Here is a 21178-nt window from a genome sequence, read left to right as displayed (position 1 = left end):
CCAGTAAAAATAGAAAAGGTCAAGATGCCATCAAGGATTTATACAATTGGAGAAGCAGCCCAAATCCTCAAGGTTCACCGCACCTATGTGGCTTCTTTGATCGCCGATAAAAAATTAGCCGCCCTTAAAATTGGGCGGTTTTATCGTATTAGGCAAAATGCTTTAGAAAAGTTAATTGGCGGCAAATTAGATGGCGCCATTTTCACGATCGAAGACATTGCCGAATTACTACAAGTTCACCGCTCCTACGTGGCAAAATTAATTTCAGATAAAAGAATAAAAGCCGTTAAAATCGGTAAGTTTTATCGTGTTAGAGAAAAAGATTTTGAAGACTTTCTCAGAAAGAGCGAGGTTTAGATATGGCTAAAAATATTACCAATAAAATTCGAGCCATCAGAATTACTAAAATAATTGCCGTGTTTTTGGTCATAACAATTTTTGCCAATATTTTAAATCTTTTCACTTTTGTAAAGCCTGCCAAAGCGGTTGATGCCTCAGACCACATGCTGCTTTTCTGGAATGACGATTGTACCTCTCCACCAACTGGCTGGTCAGTTGTTTCTGATGCTGATGGTGAAGAATTTTATGATGCAACCAATGGCGGTCTTTTCCCCAGAGGCAATTCAAGCTATGCCAGAAACGCCGGCGGTGCCTTAACCCATACCCACAGCGGAACAGGAAGCAGTACCGCCGCCACCGCTACTGACCGAAAGACCGCGGCGGGCAGTACCCATAACAGCGATACTCATACCCATCCGGTGACAGTTGATAGTGTCAGCAATATCAGCAATTTGCCCACCTATAGAAATCTCTGCGTCATTAAAAACACTGGCATCCCCAATGGCAACTCGGCAATTCCTTCGGGTGCAATTGCCATTTTTGACGCCGCGGTGCCCGGTGCCAATTGGTCGGATGTTTCCGGTTATTTTACTGGTGGCTTTCGTTATATTCGAGGCAACTCCAGCGCTGGTGGCGTTGGGGGGAGCGATGCTCATCAAGGCACCAGCCATTCAGTTTCGGCAACTTTAACCGGTGTGGCCGGCACCATTGCCGCATCAGGATCAACCGCCAACCGCTCTTCTTTAGCTAATCACACTCATACCGCCTCGGGCACTTCTAGTGCGCCCGGTACTCAACCGCCGTACATCACCATTATCCTGGGCAAAGCCACCGCCAACACCGCCATTCCCAACGGGATGATTGCAATGTTCGACGATACTGATAGTTCAGTTGGTTTTTCTGTTGCCGGCTGGACGCGGCTCTCGGATTCAGGCGGACCATTTTATCAGAAATTATTAAGCCCTACCGGCTCATATGGTAGCACCGGTGGCGCCAACCAACACTCGCATATCGACATAAACGCTACTTCTTCTACCAGCGCCAGTGATGTCGGCGGCTCTGGCTCGGGCACTATTCCCGGCCACGCACACCCGACAACGCTCACTTTAGCCGACGGCACCAACACTAATCTTCCTCCTTACACCAATGTTGTCATCGCTAAAAAGCAAACCGTCACCACGACTTTATCCACTGACGCCGGAAGCTATCCGACTCTGGGCGAAACCATTTCTGTCTCCACCACGGTTAACAATTATCATGCCAGCACCGCTTTAAACGATAAATATATTGATGCGGTCATCTTTATAGATGGCGACGCGGACGGCCAACCTGACGCCGGCGAAACCTACATTACCAATGGCTGCGCTGGTTCTGCGTCTTGGGCTTCAGGCAATTATACCCATCAAAATACCAATGTTGATACGGCCGCCAGCGGCAGCGCCAATGACAACTGGACCTGTGTTAATACTAATTTCCCCTCAAACACGACTTATACGATATGGACACGCTGGTGGGATAGCACGAGTTATGCCTATAACATCTATTATGAAAAATCGGTGACTTTCACTTCAATCCCGACTTTAACTGAAATATTATTCCTAATCTTGGTTGGTTCAGCCGTTTTTCTAGGAGTAAAAATGGGTGTAATTAAACTTAAAAAAGAGAAAAAATCTGATCCAAAAAATACCCTGATTCCGCCTAAAAATTCTGCCCCGCTTGCCCCAGACAAAACCCATCAAAATTTACCCCGAAGGTCGATTGATGGGATTACATCTCGAGAAAAAAGGAAATAAATGGAAAGTCGATTGTTAGCCACAATCATCATCTTCCCCATCTGGCTGACTTTAGTGCTGTTGTTTAGACAGCATCGTCAGTGGCTTTTCTATTACCTTATCGCCGCTTTTGGCTTGACGATCATGATCGTGCTGTTAGCTGAATATTTCGGCTTTGACCAAACCTTAGTTAATATGGCAAGTTTCCATGTGGAACTAATTTCCAAAAACCTCTTTAAATTCCAAACTGAACTGCTTTCTTCAGGCCGATTCCAGCTAATCCGGCCAGTGGGAGGATCCGACATTCTCAAGTTGGGCATTGAATGTTCGGCAATTTTGGAATCATCAATTGCTTTTGCCTTAATTATCTTTTATCCACTTTTTGACTGGAAACAAAAAATCCTTAGATCTGTTTTTGCCCTCGTCGTCACTTATGTGATTAATATTCTTCGCTTGATGATTATCGTCATCATCGCTTACCGGTTTGGATCAAACTATATTTTCTTAGCTCATGCTGGCGTGGCTCGTATTTTCTTCTTTATCTGCGAACTGCTTCTCTATTGGTATATTATCACCAAAACCACAGTTAAATCTGTTGGTGATAGTATTGAAAATGATGTTCCCATCAATAAAACCGCCCAGCCAGGCCGATCTTTACAGCTTCGACATGCGTATACTCAAATAGCAGTCATTGTCGTGGTTGTTTTAGCCGGCGTTTATAGCTTTATTGCCTCAAAAGATTGGCAAAAAGCCTTTGCCCCAGTTGCCCGCGTCAATAGACCTATCATATATAAAGATGAAACTGGAATTGAAACTCCAACGCCACTGCCATCAAACCAGAATCAAGGGGATATTTTAGGTGAAAAAGCACCTATTATATTAGATCAATTTGTCATCGAAAGATTGCGCGCTTGGAAAGCCATTGATTTCGGCTTTATGGCCGGATCAACTACCAAAATCAATCTGCAAATTATCCACGGCGACCAGCCGATTCGGATTGAGTTATACAAAAATGGCATTCTGCAAAAATTCACTTCTCTTTCAACGAGTTCAGAAAGCGAATTGATAAATAATCAAAATGTTTTTGAAAAACCGCTTAAGGTTCAACCAGACGATATTATCACCATCAGATATAAAAATCTTTCTGGCCATCGGGCAAATTACACCATCAATATAATTGAGGACAAAACGAATGAATAATAATCTCTTTATTTTGGCCATCTTTTGGGGAGTCTGGATCATCATTCCGATCATTTTTGATGGATTTTTAGCTTTAATTTATATGATTCACATTATTACCAAAAGAGCAAAACGAATCATTCGTCCTATTGATCCCGCGACTCTGCCAAAGGTCTCAATTATTATTCCAACTTATAACGAAGAAGACAACATCAACGAATGCCTCAATTACCTTAAAATTCAAACTTATCCCCAAGAAAAAATGGAAATTATTGTGGTTGATAATGGCTCGACCGACCAAACCTCGGAAATTGTCAAAGACCATATGCGCGAGATTTGGTTGAATAAAAACGGCCATAATAAATTACATCAAGCCGTCACTTTTAAAAACCTCAACCATCATCTTAACGGCAAGATCAAAGTAAATGGCAAAACATATCAGGCAGATGGTTTTGGCGGCTTACTTAGGTTGGTTGTCAGATACGAAAAAGGCAAAGCCAGGGCTTTAAACGCCGGCATTAAATTGTCTCAGGGCGGAATTATTATCAATATCGATTGTCGTTCCTTTTTGGCGCCAGACGCGATTTATAATATGGTGGCAAAATTTGTCGAAAATCCCAAATATGGCGCTGCCACCGGCAATATTGAAATTGATTGGAATTTAATTTACCGCAAGAATGCACAAGGTCAATATATTTTAGATGAAAACGGCCATTATGTCTCCAGAAAATTAACCCTTAAAGAAAAAGTTTTAGCCAAGTGCCAATTTTTAGAATACTTAACCTCATTTAGGCTGGGACGACAATTTCAAGATATTACCGGCTCAATGTATACTTTTTCCGGGGCTTTTTCCGCTTTTAGGCGCGAGGTTTTAATGAAAACTAACCTTTATAGTAGCCGAACCGTTTCCGAAGATACGGATTTAACCCTTGATCTGCAACGGCAAAATGTCCGCTTAGGTTTTGCCGAAGAAGCCAAAGCCTTTTTAAAGCCAGTTATTTCCTACGAACGATTTTATGCCCAACGCGCGCGCTGGCATCGCGGCCAAATTGAAGTGGTTGGTACTCACCTTGATTGGTATGCCAACTTAACCAAGGGTTTTTGGCGTAATTTCTGGTTAGGCTTGCAGTTGATGATCGACCACACCTTTGGTTTCCCTCGTATTATTTGGATGTTTTTACTGCCGCTTTTCTTCCTTTTCGGTTATTCCACCACATTAATCATTAAAGCCATTTTGTTAATGTATATTTTTTATATTGTGATGGATTGTTTCAATTCTTTATATTGTTATGTGGTGGCTGATTCAGAAACTCGGAAAAAAATTAAAAAAAGCTATCACTATAATCTTGTCATGCCCTTGTTCAGAATCATTACTTTCTTCTTCCGCTTTGCGGGATATTTGGAAGTCTTAAAAGAACCTCAGGCTTGGACCACACCAGTTAATCCGGTTAAGTCCATAAAAGATTATCAAGGCACCATTAGTACCGGCCAACAAAAGATTTCCGCCCTTGGCAGCAATCTTCTTCAATTTGTGACTGGCCAAAAACCATCTTCTGATATCGTATATGAGGAAAAAATCCCTGAATTAGATAGTTTCGGCGCCGAAGCGAATTTTGGAAACCCAACCGCACAAAATAATAATAAAAATAATGCCATTAACTTCAAAAAAGAAGCCTTAAGGCTTGACGGAATTAATCAGGATTATAATCTTAAAGAACAAAAATAGATGGAGAAATATAATGTTTAAAAAAACTTTTTGGCACTGGATAGTATTAATTGGGGCAGTTGCGCTTGTTTTGGGAGTGATTTTTTATCTTTTTTCTCCCAACTTCTTTGCCGAGGGAATGATGCGAGGTGGCGACGAAGCCGCTCATATGTTTATTCCAAAATATGTTTATGAATATTATAAAATTAATCATCGTTTTCCGGTCATTAATCCTTATTGGTATAATGGTATTGAAACTTTACACCATACCCCATTTTTAGACTATATTCCGATCGCCATCATCTATCACTTAGTCAAAGATATTTATTATACTAACCGAATTTTTTCTTTGCTACTTTTATTATCAGCCGGTCTGTCAATGTTTTTCTTCCTATATAAAAAAAATAATATTAGGGCGGCGATTATCGGTGGTATAATTTATCCTTTTGTACCGGGAATTTTTTACCTCGCCCGAACTTCAGTCACTCGCGTCACCCCTTTTATCCTCCTGCCCCTAGCTTTCTATTACACAGATCTAATCTTAGAACAGAAGTTCCGCTTTCGAAATTTCCTGATTTTGACCATAATTATCGCCTCCATGATTGTGGCTCATCCAATTACTGCCATCAACTCACTCGCTTTTTTAATTATTTATGTGGTAGCACGCGTCTTGTTCGATTCCGAAATTACTTTTAGAAAATTAGAAATATGGGGGATGGCTTTTCTGACTGCTTGTGGATTAATTGCCTGGTGGGCGATCCCTTTCCTTGCTGAACCTGCAAATTATACTTATCCGGCCATTACCACCGTTACCTTCCACTCTGAAATTGGGGCAGGGTCATTTCTAGAATTAATCGTTTTAAGCGGCGGCGCTTTGGTCATAATTTCAGGTTTATTTGTATTTTTACGCCGGCGCACTCCGAAAGATTGGGCGCTTCTGGCTTCGGTCCTATTTGCTTTTTATCTCACTACCCCTTGGAGTTTGCCAATCTATAAATTATTAACTTGGGTCTTTCCTTATGCGGCTTTAACCTGGATTTGCGTGGTGATGCTTTATTGGGGAACTACCTTTTTCGAATTTCCCAAACTAAAACCCTGGCTAAGAATTTCTATTTCGATTCTTGCTATCCCTTTGGTTGCCGGTCTTAGCATTTTAAATTTCCACTACCAACATCCTTTTATTAATCGAATTTGGGTACAACCATTTGAAAATATTTTCCCCAAACTCAATCAAGCATTTGAGAAAATTGATAATCAGGGACGAGTTTTCACCGTTAAAAACATTGGGAAAATTGACTGGGTAATTCCCAGCGTTAATCACAAGTATTACTCTGAAGGACATTATTTTTCAATCACCCGCTTAAACAAAGAAATTGCTTGGATGAATGACGCTTTTAACAATGATTATTATGATTATTTCTTCTCCAAAATGGCGCTGTTTAATGATCGTTATTTTGTGATGACATCGTATATTGAAAACTTTTTTCAAAACAATCCCGAGCTTAAACCTAATTTTATGGCCAAGCTCAAAGAAAATGGTTATCAACCGGTTTTTGAGGCTCCGGGCGAATCAGTTACCGCCTTATATTACCAAGACAAACCGTCAAATGGTCTTATTCCCATAAATCAAAAAACGCTCGTCGTTGGCAAGCATGGTTATAACTATGCTGCCTTTCAATCACATTCAAATTTAGCTGGCTCAAATTATATTGATGATTATGATTTAGAATTTTTAAGCAATTTTGATAATTTAGTTTTATATGGTTTTGGATACCACAACAAACAGAAAGCGGAAAAATTAATTCAAGATTATGCGAAAAACGGTGGCAATGTCACGATTGATATGCTCAATATCGAAAATTCAAAACTTGAGGGCGAACCAACTTTTTTGGGTGTCCAAAGTTCACTCGAAAAAACTACTACCACCATGCAATTAGAATTAGCTGAAAATATTCCGGCAGATACCCTCCCTAAAACCTTGGAAATTCCTTCACTCAAAGATTTTGGCGGTACTGATTTGGGGAAAGCTAAATATACACCGCTTAAAGAATGGCGCTTTCCTCAATATTTAAATTTGGATAGTACCCTGGCGCGCTGGAAAAATCAAACCAATGAAGACAGCGGTTTATATAATTTAATTGGCTATAAAAATGTTGAGGGCCACAAGGTCTGGTTTATTGGCGGAAATTTATTTTATCATGCCTACTTAACTCACGATCAAAAAGAGCAAAAATTTCTCACTGGTATCACGACCGGCAGTCTAAATCCTGCCTCTGAAATTATTTCGGAGATTGAATTTACTTCCCAGAATTTAGATCCCGAGGCTGGTATTTTAGAATTTAATTATACGGCCGAAAAAAATACCCCAGTCCTTGTTTCATATACGATTTCACCTCACTGGAAAGCTTATTTAAATGGTCAGCCTCTAAAAATTTATAATATAGATAGTATGATGGCCCTCAATTTGCCCGCCGGCAATAACAATGTTAAACTAAAATACGAAAATCTTCCCAATCACAACTTTGCCAAGATTATTTCGATTGTAACGCTGATTTTATTAGGGACTATTTTTTATCTCTCCAAAAAGGGGGGCAAAGAAAATGTATAAAAAATATAAAATTTCTGTGGTGATTCCATGCTATAATGAGGAAAAAGCGATTCCCCTTACTATCAAAAGCATCCCAAAATGGGTTGATGAAATTATGGTGGTTGATAATAATTCCTTTGATAAAACCGCCCCCATTGCCCGCAAACTCGGCGCGACCGTAATTCGCGAAAAAAAACAAGGTTATGGCGCCGCTTGCCAAAAAGGCATCAAGTCAGCCAAGGGCAACATTATTATTACCAGTGATGCTGACTGCACATATCCTTTGCAAGAAATTGGGCGAATGATTGATTATTTGCTCAAAAATAATCTTGATTTTGTAGCTGGAAATCGTTTTCCCTTAAAATATAAATCCGCCATGCCTTGGCCAAACCGTTTAGGTAATCTAATATTAACCCTCACGATGAATTCACTAACCCTAAAACCGGTCGAAGATTCCCAAACCGGCATGTGGGTATTTCGACGCTCAATTTTAAAAAAAATTCACCCCTTTTCCAATAAAATGTCTTTTTCTGAAGAAATCAAAATGGAAGCTTTATTACACCCTAAAATTAAATACGGAGAGTATCATATCAATTATCGAGATCGCATTGGTAATTCCAAACTCCGTCGTATGCGCGATGGCATCCCAAATTTATTGTTTTTATTTAAAAAACGTTGGCAAATATTATGGAGAAGATCTTGAAAATTTTACTTATCAATCCGCCCCCATTAAATGGCCCAAAAGTAATTAGAGAAGGCAGGTGTGAGCAGCGCCTATCCTCATTTCAATATGTGATGGTGCCGATTTCTTTACCTATGACTGCCGGTTTACTTTTACAGAATAATTTTGAAGTTAAAATTTATGATTTTATGGTCGAAGATTTTGATTTTTCCGGTGCGATCTCGGCCTCGGCAAGATTTAAGCCTGATTTGGTGATTATAAATTTTTCAACCTTAACTTATAAATCAGATGCAGAATTTGTGATGCGCTTGAAGAAAAAACTGCCCAATGCTCATCTGGTCGCTATTGGCGTCCATGTCACGACCCTGCCTAAAAAAGTGCTTCGAGAAACCCGATTAGATTCAGTGGTACGGGGCGAACCGGAAATAACGGTTTTAAAACTCGCCACGGCCCTAAAAAATAAAAAATTACTCGATAATATTCGCGGTTTATCTTATAAAAAAGATGGGCAAATTATTAATAATCCGGCGAGGCCGCATTTTAAAGATTTAGACTCTTTACCTTTTGCCGCCCGCCACCTCCTTAAAAACGACCGCTATTTTATGCCAGTTTACAACCGACCCTATACACTGCTAATTACGGCTCGTGGATGCCCCAATAAATGTACTTTTTGTACTGCCAAACAATATTATGGGAATAAATTTAGAGTCCGCCGAGTCGAAAAAGTGATTGAGGAAATTGAGCAAATTGTCAATCACGACCAGATCAAAGATATTACCATGTGGGCTGATACTTTTACTTTTGATAAAAAATTTGTCCTTGAACTTTGCCAACAAATTATTGATAAAAAAATAAAATTTAACTGGATGTGCAATGCCCGAGTCAATACGGTTGATCTGGAAATGCTCAAAGCCATGAAAAAGGCTGGTTGTATGGGCGTGGCATATGGAGTTGAGTCAGGCGTTCAAAAAATATTAAATAATGTCAAAAAGGGCACCACCTTAAAACAGATTGAAAGAGCTTTTAAGCTAACCCGAAAAGCGAATATAGATTCTTTAGCCCATGTTATTTTTGGTCTTCCCGGTGAAACAAAAAAAACCATAAATCAAACCATTAAATTTATTCGCAAAATCGATCCAGATTATGTCCAATTTTATTGTGCCATTCCATTCCCCGGCACTGAGTTTCGCAAGTTAGCCGTCAAAAGGGGGTGGATCAAGGCTTCTGATTGGAACCAGTACGAACTAAACCGAGCGATAATTAATACTTCAGAGTTGTCTCAAAAAGACTTAGCTAAGGCTCGAAAAAAAGCAATGGTTGGTTTTTATTTACGCAAAAAATTTATCTCCCGTCAATTAAAAAAAGTTAAATCATTCCGAGACTTGCTCAATCTTATTCAGAAAGGTTCAAGTTTTTTGATAAATTGGGGTTAAAAATCCCGCAGAAAGGACAATTATGCCCACCGACAATTTAATGCCCAGACTCGAGGGCTCAATTATGCCCCAGGCAAAGTTTTTGCAAGATATTTATGGTTTAGCCATTTCTCGTTATCAATTGGCCACCAAATATGCTCAAAATAAAATTATCTTAGACGCTGGTTGCGGAGCAGGTTACGGCGCCAATATTTTAGCTAAGTCTGGCGCTAAAAAAGTTTATGGAATTGACATAGTCGCCGAATCAATCCAGTATTGCCAATCTAAATATCTTCGGAAAAATTTAATTTTTAAAAGAGCCGACTTAACCAATCTTGATTTTCCTAATAATTATTTTGATTTAGTATCTATGTTTGAAACCATTGAGCATGTTAAAAATTACTCTAAGGCCATCGACGAAATTTACCGAGTTCTAAAACCTGGGGGCTTACTGATTCTTTCCACTCCAAATAAAGCGGTTTATTCCCCTGGCACTTTTAAACCTTTTTACCCTTTTCATTTTTATGAATTTTATTTAGAAGATTTAAAAAAAATGCTCGCTGATTTTGAGGTCCAAAAAATTTTAGGCCAATATGTTCGTGGTCGAAAATTGTTACTTTATTCCCGCTGGAACCCGAAAAGATTAATTAGAATTATTTATGCAAATTTACCGCATACCATCAAAATCTGGGCAACCAGAACCTATCTGAGGGTTTTTTCTTGGCTTTATGTGAAAAAAATTTATCAGTCTGCCAAAATAAAATTATCAGATGTTTATTTTTCTAAAAATACTGCCAAAACCCGTGAATTTGTGGTAATTTGTCAAAAGCCAAAAAGCTTAAATGAAAAAAAATCATAAACCAAAATTTAATGCTAAAATTATGCACAAGCCCTTTTACCCATTTTTCGAACGGGTTTTTTATCGTCCGATTGCCAGCGTGATCACTCCTGGTTTTGCCAGCATCAATTTATCACCAACTTTTGTTAATTTTTTAGGTTTTGGGGTCGGCCTAATCGGAATCGGCTTGATCGCTTACGGGAATTTATCAGAAAGGATTTTGGGGGCGGGTATTTTAATTATTTCTTATATTTTTGATTGTGTTGACGGCCAGCTTGCCCGAGGCTTTAAAAAAATCAGCCACTTTGGCGCCTTACTTGATACTTCTCTTGACAGCATCAAAGAAAGTTTGGTTTTTTTCGCGCTTGCCTGGGCCAACTTTCGGCAAGTGCATAATGATCATATCTTTTTTTATTTAGCCTTGGTAATTTTTTTGCAAAGAATGTTTGGCAGAACCCTACCCAGATATCAGCTCTTATTTAATAAAGATGTTGAAAATATTAAAAAGGAAAGTCTAAAAAATCTTCCAAAATTTTTAAAAATAATCGCCTTCTTGTTTTCCGAATCGTATCGTTCTGGCACCATTTGGATTGTTGTTTTTATCGGGGTGATTTTGAATCAAATTGTAATTATATTTTATTATTTTATAGTGGTGCTTTTTGCTCTTTTTATGGCTATTTTAATAAGTGCTTATCGGCAAAGGAATAAATGGTAAAAATGATTATGTCAAAACAATTTTTAAAATACATTATGGTCGGGGGTTTGGCGACTTTATTGGATTTCATTTTTCTTTATATTTTAGTTGAATTTGTCCATCTTCATTATTTGCTGGCAGCGATTATTTCAATTGTGGTGATAGTTTGGATTAGTTTTAGCTTGAATAAATTTTGGACTTTTGCTAATTCTGAAAAAAAATATTTTCAGCAGTTTATAAAATATATTATTTCTCATAGCGTTGGTTTAGCAATTAATTTATTAATTCTGGCGTCATTGGTACAGTTTTTTCATTTATGGTATCTTTTTGCTAAAATATTCGCCACATTTGCTGCGGCGGTCACTAATTTTTGGTTAGTAAAAAGGTTTATTTTTCTGGCGAAAGATGATAAATTTAATCATATCTAAATCATTTTATTGATTTGATCTTTGAAAGTGGGGATAATGTGAAGGTTATGATTGTCAATCCGCCTAGCCCAAATCACGAAAAATATGTTAGAGAAGGCCGATGTGAACAGCGTGCTTCGTCTTTTCAATATCTGATGGTACCGATTTCTCTGCCATCGATTGCCGGCCTTTTGCGCGAAAATGGGATTGAGGTTAAAGTTTTAGACTCAATGGCCGAAGATTTGGACTCGAAAAAAGCAATTAGAGCGATTAAAAAATTTCAACCGAATTTAATTATTATAAATCTCGCCACTGTTACCTATTATGGGGATCGAATTTTTATTGCCAAGGTCAAAAAAAATCAGCCCAAGACGCACTTAACCGCCATTGGCATTCATGTCACCAGCCTTCCTTTAAAAACCCTAAAAGATACTGCGCTGGATTCGATTATTAGAGGAGAACCGGAAATGACTTCGCTCGAGCTCGCGCTTTCCCTGCGTGATAAAAAATCTTTGAAAAAGGTTAAGGGGCTCAGTTTTAAGAGTAACCCGTCATTTATTAGCAATGTGGACCGGCCCTTTATCGAAAATTTAGATCTTTTACCCTTTCCTGCTCGAGACTTAATTAAAAATCGACGCTACAAAATGCCGGTCTATAACCGACCCTATACCTTAGTCATTACCTCCCGCGGCTGTCCAAATAATTGTAGTTTTTGCACCGCCAGCCTATATTATGGCTCAAAAATTAGGATGAGGAGCGTTAAAAATGTCTTAGATGAAGTTGAAGAAATTCTCAAAGTTTATAAAATTAAAGATATTACTTTTTGGGCGGATTCTTTTACTTTTGACCGAAATTATGTTTTTAGATTATGTGAAGGTATTAAAAAAAGGAAGCTGAAATTTCGCTGGATGGCAAATTCGCGCGTGGACAGAATTAATCCTAAAATGTTAAAAGCGATGAAAGAAACCGGCTGCCAGGTTGTCTCATATGGAGTCGAATCAGGTGTTCAAAAGATTTTAAACCGCGTTGGCAAAAATATCACTTTGGCGCAAATCAGGCAAGCTTTTAAATGGACTAGGGCTGCCAAACTTGAAAGTGCCGCTTATATTATTTTTGGCTTGCCGGGCGAAACCAAACAAACCATTAAAAAAACCATGAAATTGGTTAAGGAAATAAATCCAGACTATGTCCAATTTTATTCCGCTATTCCATATCCCGGGACTCGCTTTCACGACGAAGCCGCTAAAAAAGGCTGGATCACCGCTAAAAGCTGGGCGGATTATGAACAAGGAAAAAATATCATTTCGACTCCGCAGTTATCAGTTGAAGATCTCGCGAAATTCCGCAAAAAAGCTTATTTACAATTTTACTTAAGGCCAACCTATATTTTGCATAGTATGAAAAAATTTGTTAAAAATCCGAAAGATTTTTGGCCATTTTTAAAACAGGGTATTAGTTTTTTCAAAGACTGGGCTGAAAAATAAAATATTGAGTAAAAACTAAGACTCAAAAAAGCAGCTATTTAGCTGCTTTTTTAATAAAAATTCGGAGGAGAGAGGATTCGAACCTCTGGTACCCTTGCGGATACACCGGTTTTCAAGACCGGCCCATTAAACCGCTCTGGCACTCCTCCGTAGAATTTTTTAATAAATATTTAGGTCTATCTTTTCCTTTATCTGATTTTAAAAATATTTCTTCTCGCAATGCGTCGGTTTTATTTATAAATCCTTCATAATAAATCAATTTCCACCGAAACCCAGATTTTATTGATTTAACCCTACCTTGGTTATAACCTAAAATTCTTTTATTAATATCTCTAGTATATCCTTTATATAATTTACCATTTATTAGACTTTTTAATATATAAATATAATACATTCTCGGTGCGGGATTCAAAACTTATTTTTCAAGCATAATTATACCATTTTTATGACCAAAATCCAAATATAAAATATCAGGCTTTAGCAATCACTACTCCCCAAACATTTTTAGCCTCGGCGCTTTTAAGCACCTGAGCACATTCATTTAAGGTCGCGCCAGTAGTCATCACGTCATCAACCAACAAAATTGTTTTATTTTTAATTTTCGCCGTCTCGCCCCGAACCGCAAAAATCCCCAATACATTTTTCCGCCGCTCTTCACCTCTCAAGCTTACCTGACTCGGCTTTTCTTTAATCCTAACCAATAAGTTATTTATCGTGGGAATTTCAAAAGCTTCGGCTAATAAATTTGCCAAAATTTCCGCTTGATTATACCCTCTTTCCGATTCTCTTTTTTTGGTTAACGGCACCGGCACCAAAACCAATTTTCCGACCGGAAATCCCGCTTCAAGTCGAGTAATCAGAATCTCCAAAAAAGGATCTGACAACTCAGTCAATTTCTCATATTTAAATTTGTGGATCGCTTCCTTGAGCGGGTTTTCATAATGAGCCGCGATTATTACTCCGGTCAAAGACTGCCGAACCCGGCATCTTGAACAATATTGGCCAGATTTTGTCAGTTTTTGGCAATTGGGACAAAAGGGCTGGCGCACGATCACAATTTTTTCAAAACAATCCCGACATAACCAATTCCCTTCCGCTCCACAGCCTATACATTTTTTGGGAAAAATTAAATCATAAAACAATTCTTTAAAATTTGACATTTTATTTGCCCAATTTTTATCTTAAAGCTTTAAGGCGGGACTTGCAAAAATCTCTGAATGTTTTATAATAAAAATAGTTATCCACAGTTAACAATATCCGAATATCGGAATTCTAAATCCTAAACAAATTAGAAATTAGAAACATATTTAAAAAATTGGAAAATTGAGATTTAAGATTTGTTTAGAAATTAGTGCTTAGGATTTCAATTTTTCCCGCTGTGGCAGGAAAGGAGGGCAAGATGGCGAAAGAAAGTCCAACTGTTTCTAAAATTTTCGGTGAAAAAGCCGATGATAATCCTGAAAATAAAGAAGAGTGGATGGCCGAAATCGAAGGCCAATTAGCGCTTGATGCTTACCAAACCGCGGAATCGATTGTGATTAAGGCGCCTATTGCCGGTGTTAAACCCGAAAACTTAGAAGTTTCCATCGTTGATAATACCGTCACCGTTAAAGGTTCGCGACAACAAGAAGCTGAAGTCAAAGCAGAAGATTATTTTGCTCAAGAATGTTATTGGGGGACATTTTCCAGACAAGTTTCCTTACCAACCGGCGTTGATCCAGAAAAAGCTAAAGCTACTCTTAAACATGGGGTTTTAACTATCATTGTTCCCAAAGAAGCCAAAAGTAAAACCCAAATTGTTAAAGTTGATACCGAATCTGAATAAGCATAAAATTCCTTATTAAAAATATCAACCCAATAGGGTTGATATTTTTGTTATCTAACAATTTAAATTGACAATTAAAAATACAAAGATTATAATTTAATCAAGACGGAGTAAAATTAGATGAAAAAAATTAGAAAAGCTGTCATCCCGGCAGCAGGTTTTGGCACAAGATTTTTACCGATGACCAAGGCCTCTCCCAAAGAAATGTTGCCGGTAGTTGACAAACCGATTATTCAGTATGTAGTTGAGGAAGCGGTCAACTCTGGAATTGAAGATATTGTCATTGTCACTGGCTACAGCAAACGGGCAATCGAAGATCATTTTGATCACAGTATTGAATTAGAAAACCGCTTAGAAAAAGCCGGCAAAACCGAACAATTAGAAGAAATTAGACGTATCGCACGATTAGCCAATTTTATCTATATTCGACAAAAAGGACCTTACGGCAATGGCACGCCGATTTTAAATGCTGAGCCGATTATTGGCAATGAACCATTTGCGGTTTTATGGGGTGATGAATTTATTTATGCTAAAAAGCCGCGCCTGAAACAAATGATTGAAGCTTATGAAAAATATCAAGACATCATCATTTCGGCCGTAAAAATCAAAAATCGAGAGAATTTATCCAAATATGGGATTGGCAAAGTTAATGAAGTTGAAGACAAATTTTATGAGATTGAAGAAATTATCGAAAAACCCGAACCAGATAAAGCCCCTTCAGATTTAGCCGTGCACGGCGCCTATATCTTAACTCCAGACATTTTTCAAGCCTTGCGCGAGCTTAAACCTGGCAAAGGTGGTGAAATTTGGCTGGTGGATGCGATTAACAAATTACGACCAAATCATAAAATATATGCCAAAGAAATTGAAGGTGGCAAATATTACGATACTGGCAATAAAACCGAATATCTTAAAGCGGTGGTTGATTTTGCTTTAATGCGACCCGAAATTAATGGTGATTTTCGCGCTTATTTAAAAGGGTTGAAAATTAACAAACATTAAATTATGGAGTGCAGGAGGGGATTTGAAAAAAGGACTCATTATCGGCGGCATAATTATTTTTTTATTAATCGTGATTTTAATTGTGGTCGCGGTTGTTTTTAAAAAGGGCTCAGACCAACCTACCAACACCTCAAAAACCGCCTACCCTTCAGGCCCAGTCACGCTAACCTGGTGGTATTTATACGACGACGAAGCTGCTCTCACGCCAACTGTTCAGGCATATAAACAAGCTCATGACAATGCCACTATTAATTTAGTCAAAAAAAATCCCTCAGGGTATGAAACCGAATTAATTAATGCTATTGCCAACGGCTCAGGTCCAGATTTATTCCAAATTAAAAATGATTGGCTGACCAAACACGAAGACAAACTTAGTCCCATGCCCGAAGATTATATGTCTACAGATGATTACAAAAAAATCTTTGCGCCAGTTGCAGCTCAAGACTTAATTGCTGATAATCGAATTTGGGGGATTCCTTTTTATGTCGACACTCTGGGTTTATATTACAATAAAACCCTAATTGGTAATTATAATTATTCTGTGGGCCGACAAGCAGACCTTTCCTCAGACCAAATCGACAAATTAAGAATTGATAAGGTGGCTGAAAATTGGACAGATTTAATTGGTCAAATTAAAAAACTAACCGCAAAAAATGGTACCAATATTGCCCAGTCCGGCATTGCCTTAGGTACCTCAAATAATGTTGAGGCTTCACAAGATATTTTATCGTTATTAATGCTCCAAAATGGTACCAAAATGGTTTCTGAAGATAAAAACACCCCAACCCTTAATTTATCAATTGAAAAAAGCAATGACCAAATCTATTATCCTGGCACCTCGGCTTTAGATTTTTACACCAGTTTTGCCAAACCCGCTAAAGAAACATATTCTTGGAATGCTTCCCAAGCTACTTCCACTGAAGCTTTTATCGCTAATAAAACCGCGATGATGATCAATTATTCCTATCAAATTAAACAAATCAAAAATTCTGCCCCAGATTTAGAATATGATTTTGCACCAATCCCACAAGTCAAAGGATCGGATAATAGAATAAATTATGCCAGTTATTGGCCAAATGTGGTTTCAAAAAATTCTCAAAATTCGGTTGTGGCTTGGGATTTTCTAAAATTTGCTACCGACAAAGATAATATGATTCAATATAAATATCTAGAAATTACTGGCCGGCCAACCTCGAGGCTTGATTTGGTTTCAGAGTATCTTGGCGATGTTGATATTTCAGTGTTTAAAAACCAAATTTCTACTGCCCAGAGCTGGTACAAGGGGCAGGCGCCAAATAAAATTGATCAAATTTTTAATAGTATGATTACCGCGGTTACTGCTAAATCACAACCTGCACAAAAAGCCATTGATGCGGCCGTGGAAAATATCAAAACCCTGTGGGCCAATAAAGAAACTGACGCTCCATAATAAATTTTTCAACAAAGGAAAATTATGTATACTTTTTTGCCAGCTGTAATTGGCGTCACCATTCCAACCCGAGGTGGTCTTTGCGAACAAGGCATGGATGTGGTTTTAAGTGTATATATTGGCTGTATTTATGAATTTGTGAGTTATTTAGCGGTCGGACTGGCAATTTTAATGTTAATTTATGCTGGCTATAAATATATGAGTAGTCAGGGTAATCCAGACGCCTTAACCGAAGCCAAAGATATTATTTTCGGGACAATTATCAGTTTGTTGGTTTTGGGCTTAGGTTATTTAATTCTTTCCTCAATAAGCGGGAACTTGGTACAATAAGGAAAATATGATGGTATTTAAAAAATATATTTTTACAATTTGGGCGGTTTTGATTTTAGGAATCTTTTTTGTAATTTCGACACCAGCCTTAGCTGATATAGCAATAAAACCTGTGCCGGTTTCAACCGATGCCAATGACCCCAAAGTAACCGATCAATGGAAACAACCTCAGCCAGACAAAACTACCATTCCATATGGAATGTACGATGGTAAAAAAGTTTTTTACCGCTCAAGCGGCACTGCTGAATTGCCAACTGGTTGGTATTTTGAAGATGTTTTCAACGATTGGCTCAAACAAAATCCAAACGTTGGAGGTACGGTTCCCCAAGCCCAATCAGACTCAGAGCCCTTAGAGCCAATTAATATTCCCAATTATGCTCCAGGAAGATGGGAGGATGTGGTACAGAATATTATTACAATTCTCTTGGTTTTAATTGGCGTAGTCGCAACCGTGGTCTTAATTTATGGTGGTTATTTATACATCACTTCGGCTGGAAATCCCGAAATTGCCAATAAAGGTAAAAATGCCATTTTAGGCGCGGTCATCGGAATAATTATTGCTTTTTCGTCATATTTAATTGTTAATTTTATTTTGAAATAATTATGAATAGTTTAATAACTTTTGCGACAATTCAATCTACAAAAATTGCCATGTTTCCAATTCTTCAAGCTCCCCATGCTGGCGGTAGTGGTACTGAATATGATTTATGGGATGTGGTTTATTTGATTGGCAATGTCATTAATGTTGCTTTAACCCTCGCTGGTGCAATTGCGATTATTTATATTATTATCGGCGGATATAAATATATCATTTCTGCCGGCAATCCAGATGCAATCGCTCAGGCGAAAAGCACCATTTTATGGGCAGTAATTGGTTTGGTGATTTGTTTTGCAGCGCTGGCAATTATTAATTTTGCTTGGGGTTCGATTATTGGTGGTTTACCGCCACAGGCGCCGTAAATTTTAATTAAGACTAAAAATTGACAAAAAAAATAATCATCTTACAATATAATTAATAACTGATTATTTAAATTAAGGAGAGGAAAATGAAAAAGTTTTTTTCAAAAATCATTCAGTATCTTTTCGCCACCTCTTTGCTGTTGTTGACTCCGGCAAGCGCCTCAGCCGACATTGTTCCAGTTCCTACTTCCGGTGCCTCTGAAGCATGGAAAAATTGGGTTCCACGGGGAGAATTTTTCAGAGGAAGCCTTCAAAGTATAGTTAGTAATGCTATTCGTCTCCTTCTGATAGCGGCTGGTGTAGTTGCATTAATCTATTTGATTTTAGCTGGTTACAAGTACATCACGGCTGGGGGCAATGCTGAGACGGCTACCGAAGCTCGCACTGGCATACTAAATGCGATTATCGGTTTGGTGGTAATTTTTGCATCTTATTTAATTATCACCTTTGTTTTTTCAAGGTTTTTGACTTAATTGATTATGTCTCACTCGCGGTAACTCGCCAGACTTCTTCAATTGTAGTTACGCCCGCCAAAGCTTTTCGCAATCCGTCTTGTTCCATAGTAACCATTCCTAATTCAACTGCGGTTCGATATAGTTCTGATATGGTCGCCCGATTAATCACTAATTTTTCAATTTTTGCATTAGGTTTTAAGCCTTCGGCAATCGGCGTTCTACCCATATAACCAGTCTGATTGCAAACAGGACATCCCCTCCCCCTGAAAAGTTTGGAGGGGATTTTTGTACCTGTCTCGGCTCCAGCCTTAACAGGAGACGGATTAATCCTTGTGAGCGCTTTTTTAATCTTTTCCATTACTTCAGCTGTGGGTTTATATTCTTCTTTGCATTTTTTACAAATTTTTCTCACCAAGCGCTGCGCCATTACCAAATCCACAGATCCGGGCAATAAAAAGGGTTTAATGCCCAAATCAATCAAGCGAGGCATCGCGGTTGGCGCGTTATTGGTATGCAAGGTTGATAGCACCAAATGTCCAGTCATTGCCGCTTGCAAAGCGATTTCGGCGGTTTCTAAATCGCGAATTTCACCCACCATCAGCACGTCTGGATCTTGCCTTAAAGCTGATTTCAAACCGCTGGCAAAATCCAAGCCCAACTCCACATTCACTTGAGTCTGATTAATTCCCGGCAAACGATATTCAACCGGATCTTCCAAAGTAATTATTTTTACTCCGGGCTTATTCAAGGTCTCTAAAATTGCATAAAGCGTCGTGGTTTTGCCAGAACCGGTTGGCCCAGTGTTCAATATCATCCCTGATGGTTTTTTAATCGCCTCAGCCACCATCTTTTTAATTTCAGGGGAAAAATCAAGCTGTTCCAAACTCAAAAATCCTTTCCCGTGCTCCAAAAGTCTCATCACCACATTTTCGCCATAAATCGTGGGCAAGGTTGAAACCCTTAAATCAATGGGCACGTCTAGGGCTGTAATTGAAAAACGGCCATTTTGCGGTTTATTATTAATGTCCAGCTTCATTTTGGCTAAATATTTTACTCGAGATAACAAAGCCCGATAAACTTCGGTAGGCAAACTCACCACGTCCTGCAAAACTCCATCAATTCGGTAACGCATTTTCATGCCATTTTGCCCAGGCTCAACATGAACATCAGAAGCTTTAGATTTAATCGCTCCAGTTAATATAATTTCAAAAATCTTAGTTATCGGCACCTGGCTAATTTTTTCCTTCAAATCAGAAAGGTTTTTAATCTCTTTGGCAAAATCTTTTTCCTCTGCCTGCGAAACTTTAATTTCACTCGTCGTGAGTTTGGGAATAAATTGGTAATTTTTTAAAGCATAATCTAGGCTATTTTTTGAAGTCAAGGTATAAATTATTTGTAAGTCTAAATTTTTCGCAACTTGGGCTAATTCAATTTTCATCTGTTCGTTTTCTGGATCTTGGCAAGCGACTCGTAATTGCCCCTCAGCTTTCATAAAGGCGACGACTCGATATTTTTGGGCAATTTCTTCGGGAATTAATTGCATAGTTTGATTGCTTATCGGATAACCAATTAGGTTAATATAGGAAAGGCCGAAACTCTTAGCTCGATTTTCGGTGGCGGTTTCTTGTTGATCTTTAATATATTCAGAAAAAACCCGCTCAAGCCCAGCCTTGGGTGCAGGTTTTGGGGACGATGAAGCCGAATCATATGGCAACTGATTGTTTTGATTTTTTGAGTCCAACACCCCTCCTGCACTCTATTATTTATTATCAAATAGGTTGTGCAGCCCGTCGCTAAAGTGCGGCGTAAGCCGTGAACGAATAGTTCCCAAAAGGCGAACACTAAACTTAGGCGGGCTTATCAATTAACGGTTAGCAGATAACGACCAACAATAAATAAATTACACGCATAAATATTAATTGTTTACTATTTTTATTATATCACCAATTGGCGGTGGAGAGAGGATTTGTCCCGCACAAAACGGAAGGGGTGGGATTCGAAGGGCTAAAGCCCGTCTCAATGCAATTTCGGTTTTTAGCTTTTAAGGTCATTATCCAAATATCACTTCATTTTTAATA

General features: G+C 38.4%; 20 protein-coding genes and 1 tRNA gene. 18 read left to right on the top strand and 3 right to left on the bottom strand.

The window, feature by feature from the left end; genetic code table 11:
• Positions 1 to 24: 24 nt before the first annotated feature.
• The 11 genes from VJJ80_02230 (at position 25) to VJJ80_02180 (ending at position 13099) form a co-directional block, all read left to right on the top strand.
• A complete protein-coding gene (locus tag VJJ80_02230; GenBank protein HLC38922.1) occupies positions 25 to 357 on the top strand; it encodes a helix-turn-helix domain-containing protein in 333 nt (110 codons plus the stop codon).
• 2 nt (positions 358 to 359) lie between these two features.
• Positions 360 to 2132 carry a hypothetical protein gene (locus VJJ80_02225; GenBank protein ID HLC38921.1) on the top strand — a complete coding sequence of 591 codons (1773 nt, stop codon included), beginning with the start codon at positions 360 to 362 and terminating at the stop codon, positions 2130 to 2132.
• Entirely contained in the window at positions 2133 to 3311 is a 1179-nt protein-coding gene (locus VJJ80_02220) for a hypothetical protein (protein HLC38920.1), read from the top strand. It abuts the gene before it with no gap.
• Positions 3304 to 5016: a glycosyltransferase gene (locus VJJ80_02215; GenBank protein HLC38919.1), complete on the top strand. Its 1713-nt coding sequence runs from the start codon at positions 3304 to 3306 to the stop codon at positions 5014 to 5016. Before VJJ80_02220 ends, VJJ80_02215 begins: the two co-directional genes overlap by 8 nt.
• Positions 5017 to 5029: 13 nt before the next feature.
• A complete protein-coding gene (locus tag VJJ80_02210; GenBank protein HLC38918.1) occupies positions 5030 to 7603 on the top strand; it encodes a 6-pyruvoyl-tetrahydropterin synthase-related protein in 2574 nt (857 codons plus the stop codon).
• Complete coding sequence (locus VJJ80_02205; GenBank protein ID HLC38917.1) at positions 7596 to 8285, top strand: glycosyltransferase family 2 protein; 690 nt, start codon at positions 7596 to 7598, stop codon at positions 8283 to 8285. Before VJJ80_02210 ends, VJJ80_02205 begins: the two co-directional genes overlap by 8 nt.
• Positions 8282 to 9697: a radical SAM protein gene (locus tag VJJ80_02200; protein ID HLC38916.1), complete on the top strand. Its 1416-nt coding sequence runs from the start codon at positions 8282 to 8284 to the stop codon at positions 9695 to 9697. The genes VJJ80_02205 and VJJ80_02200 overlap by 4 nt, the downstream gene beginning before the upstream one ends.
• 64 nt (positions 9698 to 9761) lie before the next feature.
• Positions 9762 to 10535 carry a class I SAM-dependent methyltransferase gene (locus VJJ80_02195; protein HLC38915.1) on the top strand — a complete coding sequence of 258 codons (774 nt, stop codon included), beginning with the start codon at positions 9762 to 9764 and terminating at the stop codon, positions 10533 to 10535.
• On the top strand, positions 10519 to 11229 hold the full coding sequence (locus VJJ80_02190) for a CDP-alcohol phosphatidyltransferase family protein (protein HLC38914.1): 711 nt from the start codon (positions 10519 to 10521) through the stop codon (positions 11227 to 11229). The genes VJJ80_02195 and VJJ80_02190 overlap by 17 nt, the downstream gene beginning before the upstream one ends.
• The gene (locus VJJ80_02185) at positions 11223 to 11636 is read left to right on the top strand and encodes a GtrA family protein (GenBank protein ID HLC38913.1); all 414 of its coding nucleotides are present in this window, start codon (positions 11223 to 11225) and stop codon (positions 11634 to 11636) included. The genes VJJ80_02190 and VJJ80_02185 overlap by 7 nt, the downstream gene beginning before the upstream one ends.
• Positions 11637 to 11683: 47 nt before the next feature.
• Complete coding sequence (locus VJJ80_02180; protein HLC38912.1) at positions 11684 to 13099, top strand: radical SAM protein; 1416 nt, start codon at positions 11684 to 11686, stop codon at positions 13097 to 13099.
• 62 nt (positions 13100 to 13161) lie between these two features.
• Here the strand turns inward: VJJ80_02180 and VJJ80_02175 are convergent.
• Both VJJ80_02175 and VJJ80_02170 read right to left on the bottom strand, forming a co-directional pair.
• A tRNA-Ser gene (locus tag VJJ80_02175) sits at positions 13162 to 13248 on the bottom strand.
• Between the two features lie 321 nt (positions 13249 to 13569).
• Positions 13570 to 14259, bottom strand: a complete 690-nt coding sequence (locus VJJ80_02170) for a ComF family protein (protein HLC38911.1) — start codon at positions 14257 to 14259, stop codon at positions 13570 to 13572.
• A 239-nt stretch (positions 14260 to 14498) separates the two neighbouring features.
• On the opposite strand from VJJ80_02170, the gene VJJ80_02165 reads away from it, so the two are divergent.
• The 7 genes from VJJ80_02165 to VJJ80_02135 all read left to right on the top strand — a co-directional run bounded on the left by VJJ80_02165 (position 14499) and on the right by VJJ80_02135 (position 19118).
• A complete protein-coding gene (locus tag VJJ80_02165; protein HLC38910.1) occupies positions 14499 to 14924 on the top strand; it encodes an Hsp20/alpha crystallin family protein in 426 nt (141 codons plus the stop codon).
• Positions 14925 to 15044: 120 nt separating this feature from the next.
• The gene (gene galU / locus VJJ80_02160; protein ID HLC38909.1) at positions 15045 to 15926 is read left to right on the top strand and encodes a UTP--glucose-1-phosphate uridylyltransferase GalU; all 882 of its coding nucleotides are present in this window, start codon (positions 15045 to 15047) and stop codon (positions 15924 to 15926) included.
• Positions 15927 to 15948: 22 nt separating this feature from the next.
• Complete coding sequence (locus VJJ80_02155) at positions 15949 to 17355, top strand: extracellular solute-binding protein (GenBank protein HLC38908.1); 1407 nt, start codon at positions 15949 to 15951, stop codon at positions 17353 to 17355.
• Between the two features lie 24 nt (positions 17356 to 17379).
• A complete protein-coding gene (locus VJJ80_02150) occupies positions 17380 to 17685 on the top strand; it encodes a hypothetical protein (GenBank protein HLC38907.1) in 306 nt (101 codons plus the stop codon).
• Positions 17686 to 17695: 10 nt separating this feature from the next.
• Entirely contained in the window at positions 17696 to 18286 is a 591-nt protein-coding gene (locus VJJ80_02145) for a pilin (GenBank protein HLC38906.1), read from the top strand.
• A gap of 2 nt (positions 18287 to 18288) precedes the next feature.
• Positions 18289 to 18645: a hypothetical protein gene (locus VJJ80_02140; protein ID HLC38905.1), complete on the top strand. Its 357-nt coding sequence runs from the start codon at positions 18289 to 18291 to the stop codon at positions 18643 to 18645.
• A gap of 86 nt (positions 18646 to 18731) precedes the next feature.
• A complete protein-coding gene (locus VJJ80_02135) occupies positions 18732 to 19118 on the top strand; it encodes a pilin (GenBank protein HLC38904.1) in 387 nt (128 codons plus the stop codon).
• 4 nt (positions 19119 to 19122) lie between these two features.
• On the opposite strand, the gene VJJ80_02130 is transcribed toward VJJ80_02135, so the two are convergent.
• Entirely contained in the window at positions 19123 to 20841 is a 1719-nt protein-coding gene (locus VJJ80_02130) for a GspE/PulE family protein (GenBank protein ID HLC38903.1), read from the bottom strand.
• Positions 20842 to 21178 lie beyond the last annotated feature (337 nt).

The sequence above is a fragment of the Patescibacteria group bacterium genome (assembly GCA_035288465.1).
Classification (GTDB): Bacteria; Patescibacteriota; UBA1384; order DATEAH01; family DATEAH01; genus DATEAH01.
This window is presented reverse-complemented; position numbering and strand designations above follow the sequence as displayed.

What these genes read in the sequence shown, in the direction of transcription:
- VJJ80_02230 (HLC38922.1), top strand. Translation starts at nt 25, where the DNA reads ATGCCATCAAGGATTTATACAATTGGAGAAGCAGCCCAAATCCTCAAG.
- VJJ80_02225 (HLC38921.1), top strand. Translation starts at nt 360, where the DNA reads ATGGCTAAAAATATTACCAATAAAATTCGAGCCATCAGAATTACTAAA.
- VJJ80_02220 (HLC38920.1), top strand. Translation starts at nt 2,133, where the DNA reads ATGGAAAGTCGATTGTTAGCCACAATCATCATCTTCCCCATCTGGCTG.
- VJJ80_02215 (HLC38919.1), top strand. Translation starts at nt 3,304, where the DNA reads ATGAATAATAATCTCTTTATTTTGGCCATCTTTTGGGGAGTCTGGATC.
- VJJ80_02210 (HLC38918.1), top strand. Translation starts at nt 5,030, where the DNA reads ATGTTTAAAAAAACTTTTTGGCACTGGATAGTATTAATTGGGGCAGTT.
- VJJ80_02205 (HLC38917.1), top strand. Translation starts at nt 7,596, where the DNA reads ATGTATAAAAAATATAAAATTTCTGTGGTGATTCCATGCTATAATGAG.
- VJJ80_02195 (HLC38915.1), top strand. Translation starts at nt 9,762, where the DNA reads ATGCCCCAGGCAAAGTTTTTGCAAGATATTTATGGTTTAGCCATTTCT.
- VJJ80_02190 (HLC38914.1), top strand. Translation starts at nt 10,519, where the DNA reads ATGAAAAAAAATCATAAACCAAAATTTAATGCTAAAATTATGCACAAG.
- VJJ80_02185 (HLC38913.1), top strand. Translation starts at nt 11,223, where the DNA reads ATGGTAAAAATGATTATGTCAAAACAATTTTTAAAATACATTATGGTC.
- VJJ80_02180 (HLC38912.1), top strand. Translation starts at nt 11,684, where the DNA reads ATGATTGTCAATCCGCCTAGCCCAAATCACGAAAAATATGTTAGAGAA.
- VJJ80_02170 (HLC38911.1), bottom strand. Translation starts at nt 14,259, where the DNA reads ATGTCAAATTTTAAAGAATTGTTTTATGATTTAATTTTTCCCAAAAAA.
- VJJ80_02165 (HLC38910.1), top strand. Translation starts at nt 14,499, where the DNA reads ATGGCGAAAGAAAGTCCAACTGTTTCTAAAATTTTCGGTGAAAAAGCC.
- galU (HLC38909.1), top strand. Translation starts at nt 15,045, where the DNA reads ATGAAAAAAATTAGAAAAGCTGTCATCCCGGCAGCAGGTTTTGGCACA.
- VJJ80_02150 (HLC38907.1), top strand. Translation starts at nt 17,380, where the DNA reads ATGTATACTTTTTTGCCAGCTGTAATTGGCGTCACCATTCCAACCCGA.
- VJJ80_02145 (HLC38906.1), top strand. Translation starts at nt 17,696, where the DNA reads ATGGTATTTAAAAAATATATTTTTACAATTTGGGCGGTTTTGATTTTA.
- VJJ80_02140 (HLC38905.1), top strand. Translation starts at nt 18,289, where the DNA reads ATGAATAGTTTAATAACTTTTGCGACAATTCAATCTACAAAAATTGCC.
- VJJ80_02135 (HLC38904.1), top strand. Translation starts at nt 18,732, where the DNA reads ATGAAAAAGTTTTTTTCAAAAATCATTCAGTATCTTTTCGCCACCTCT.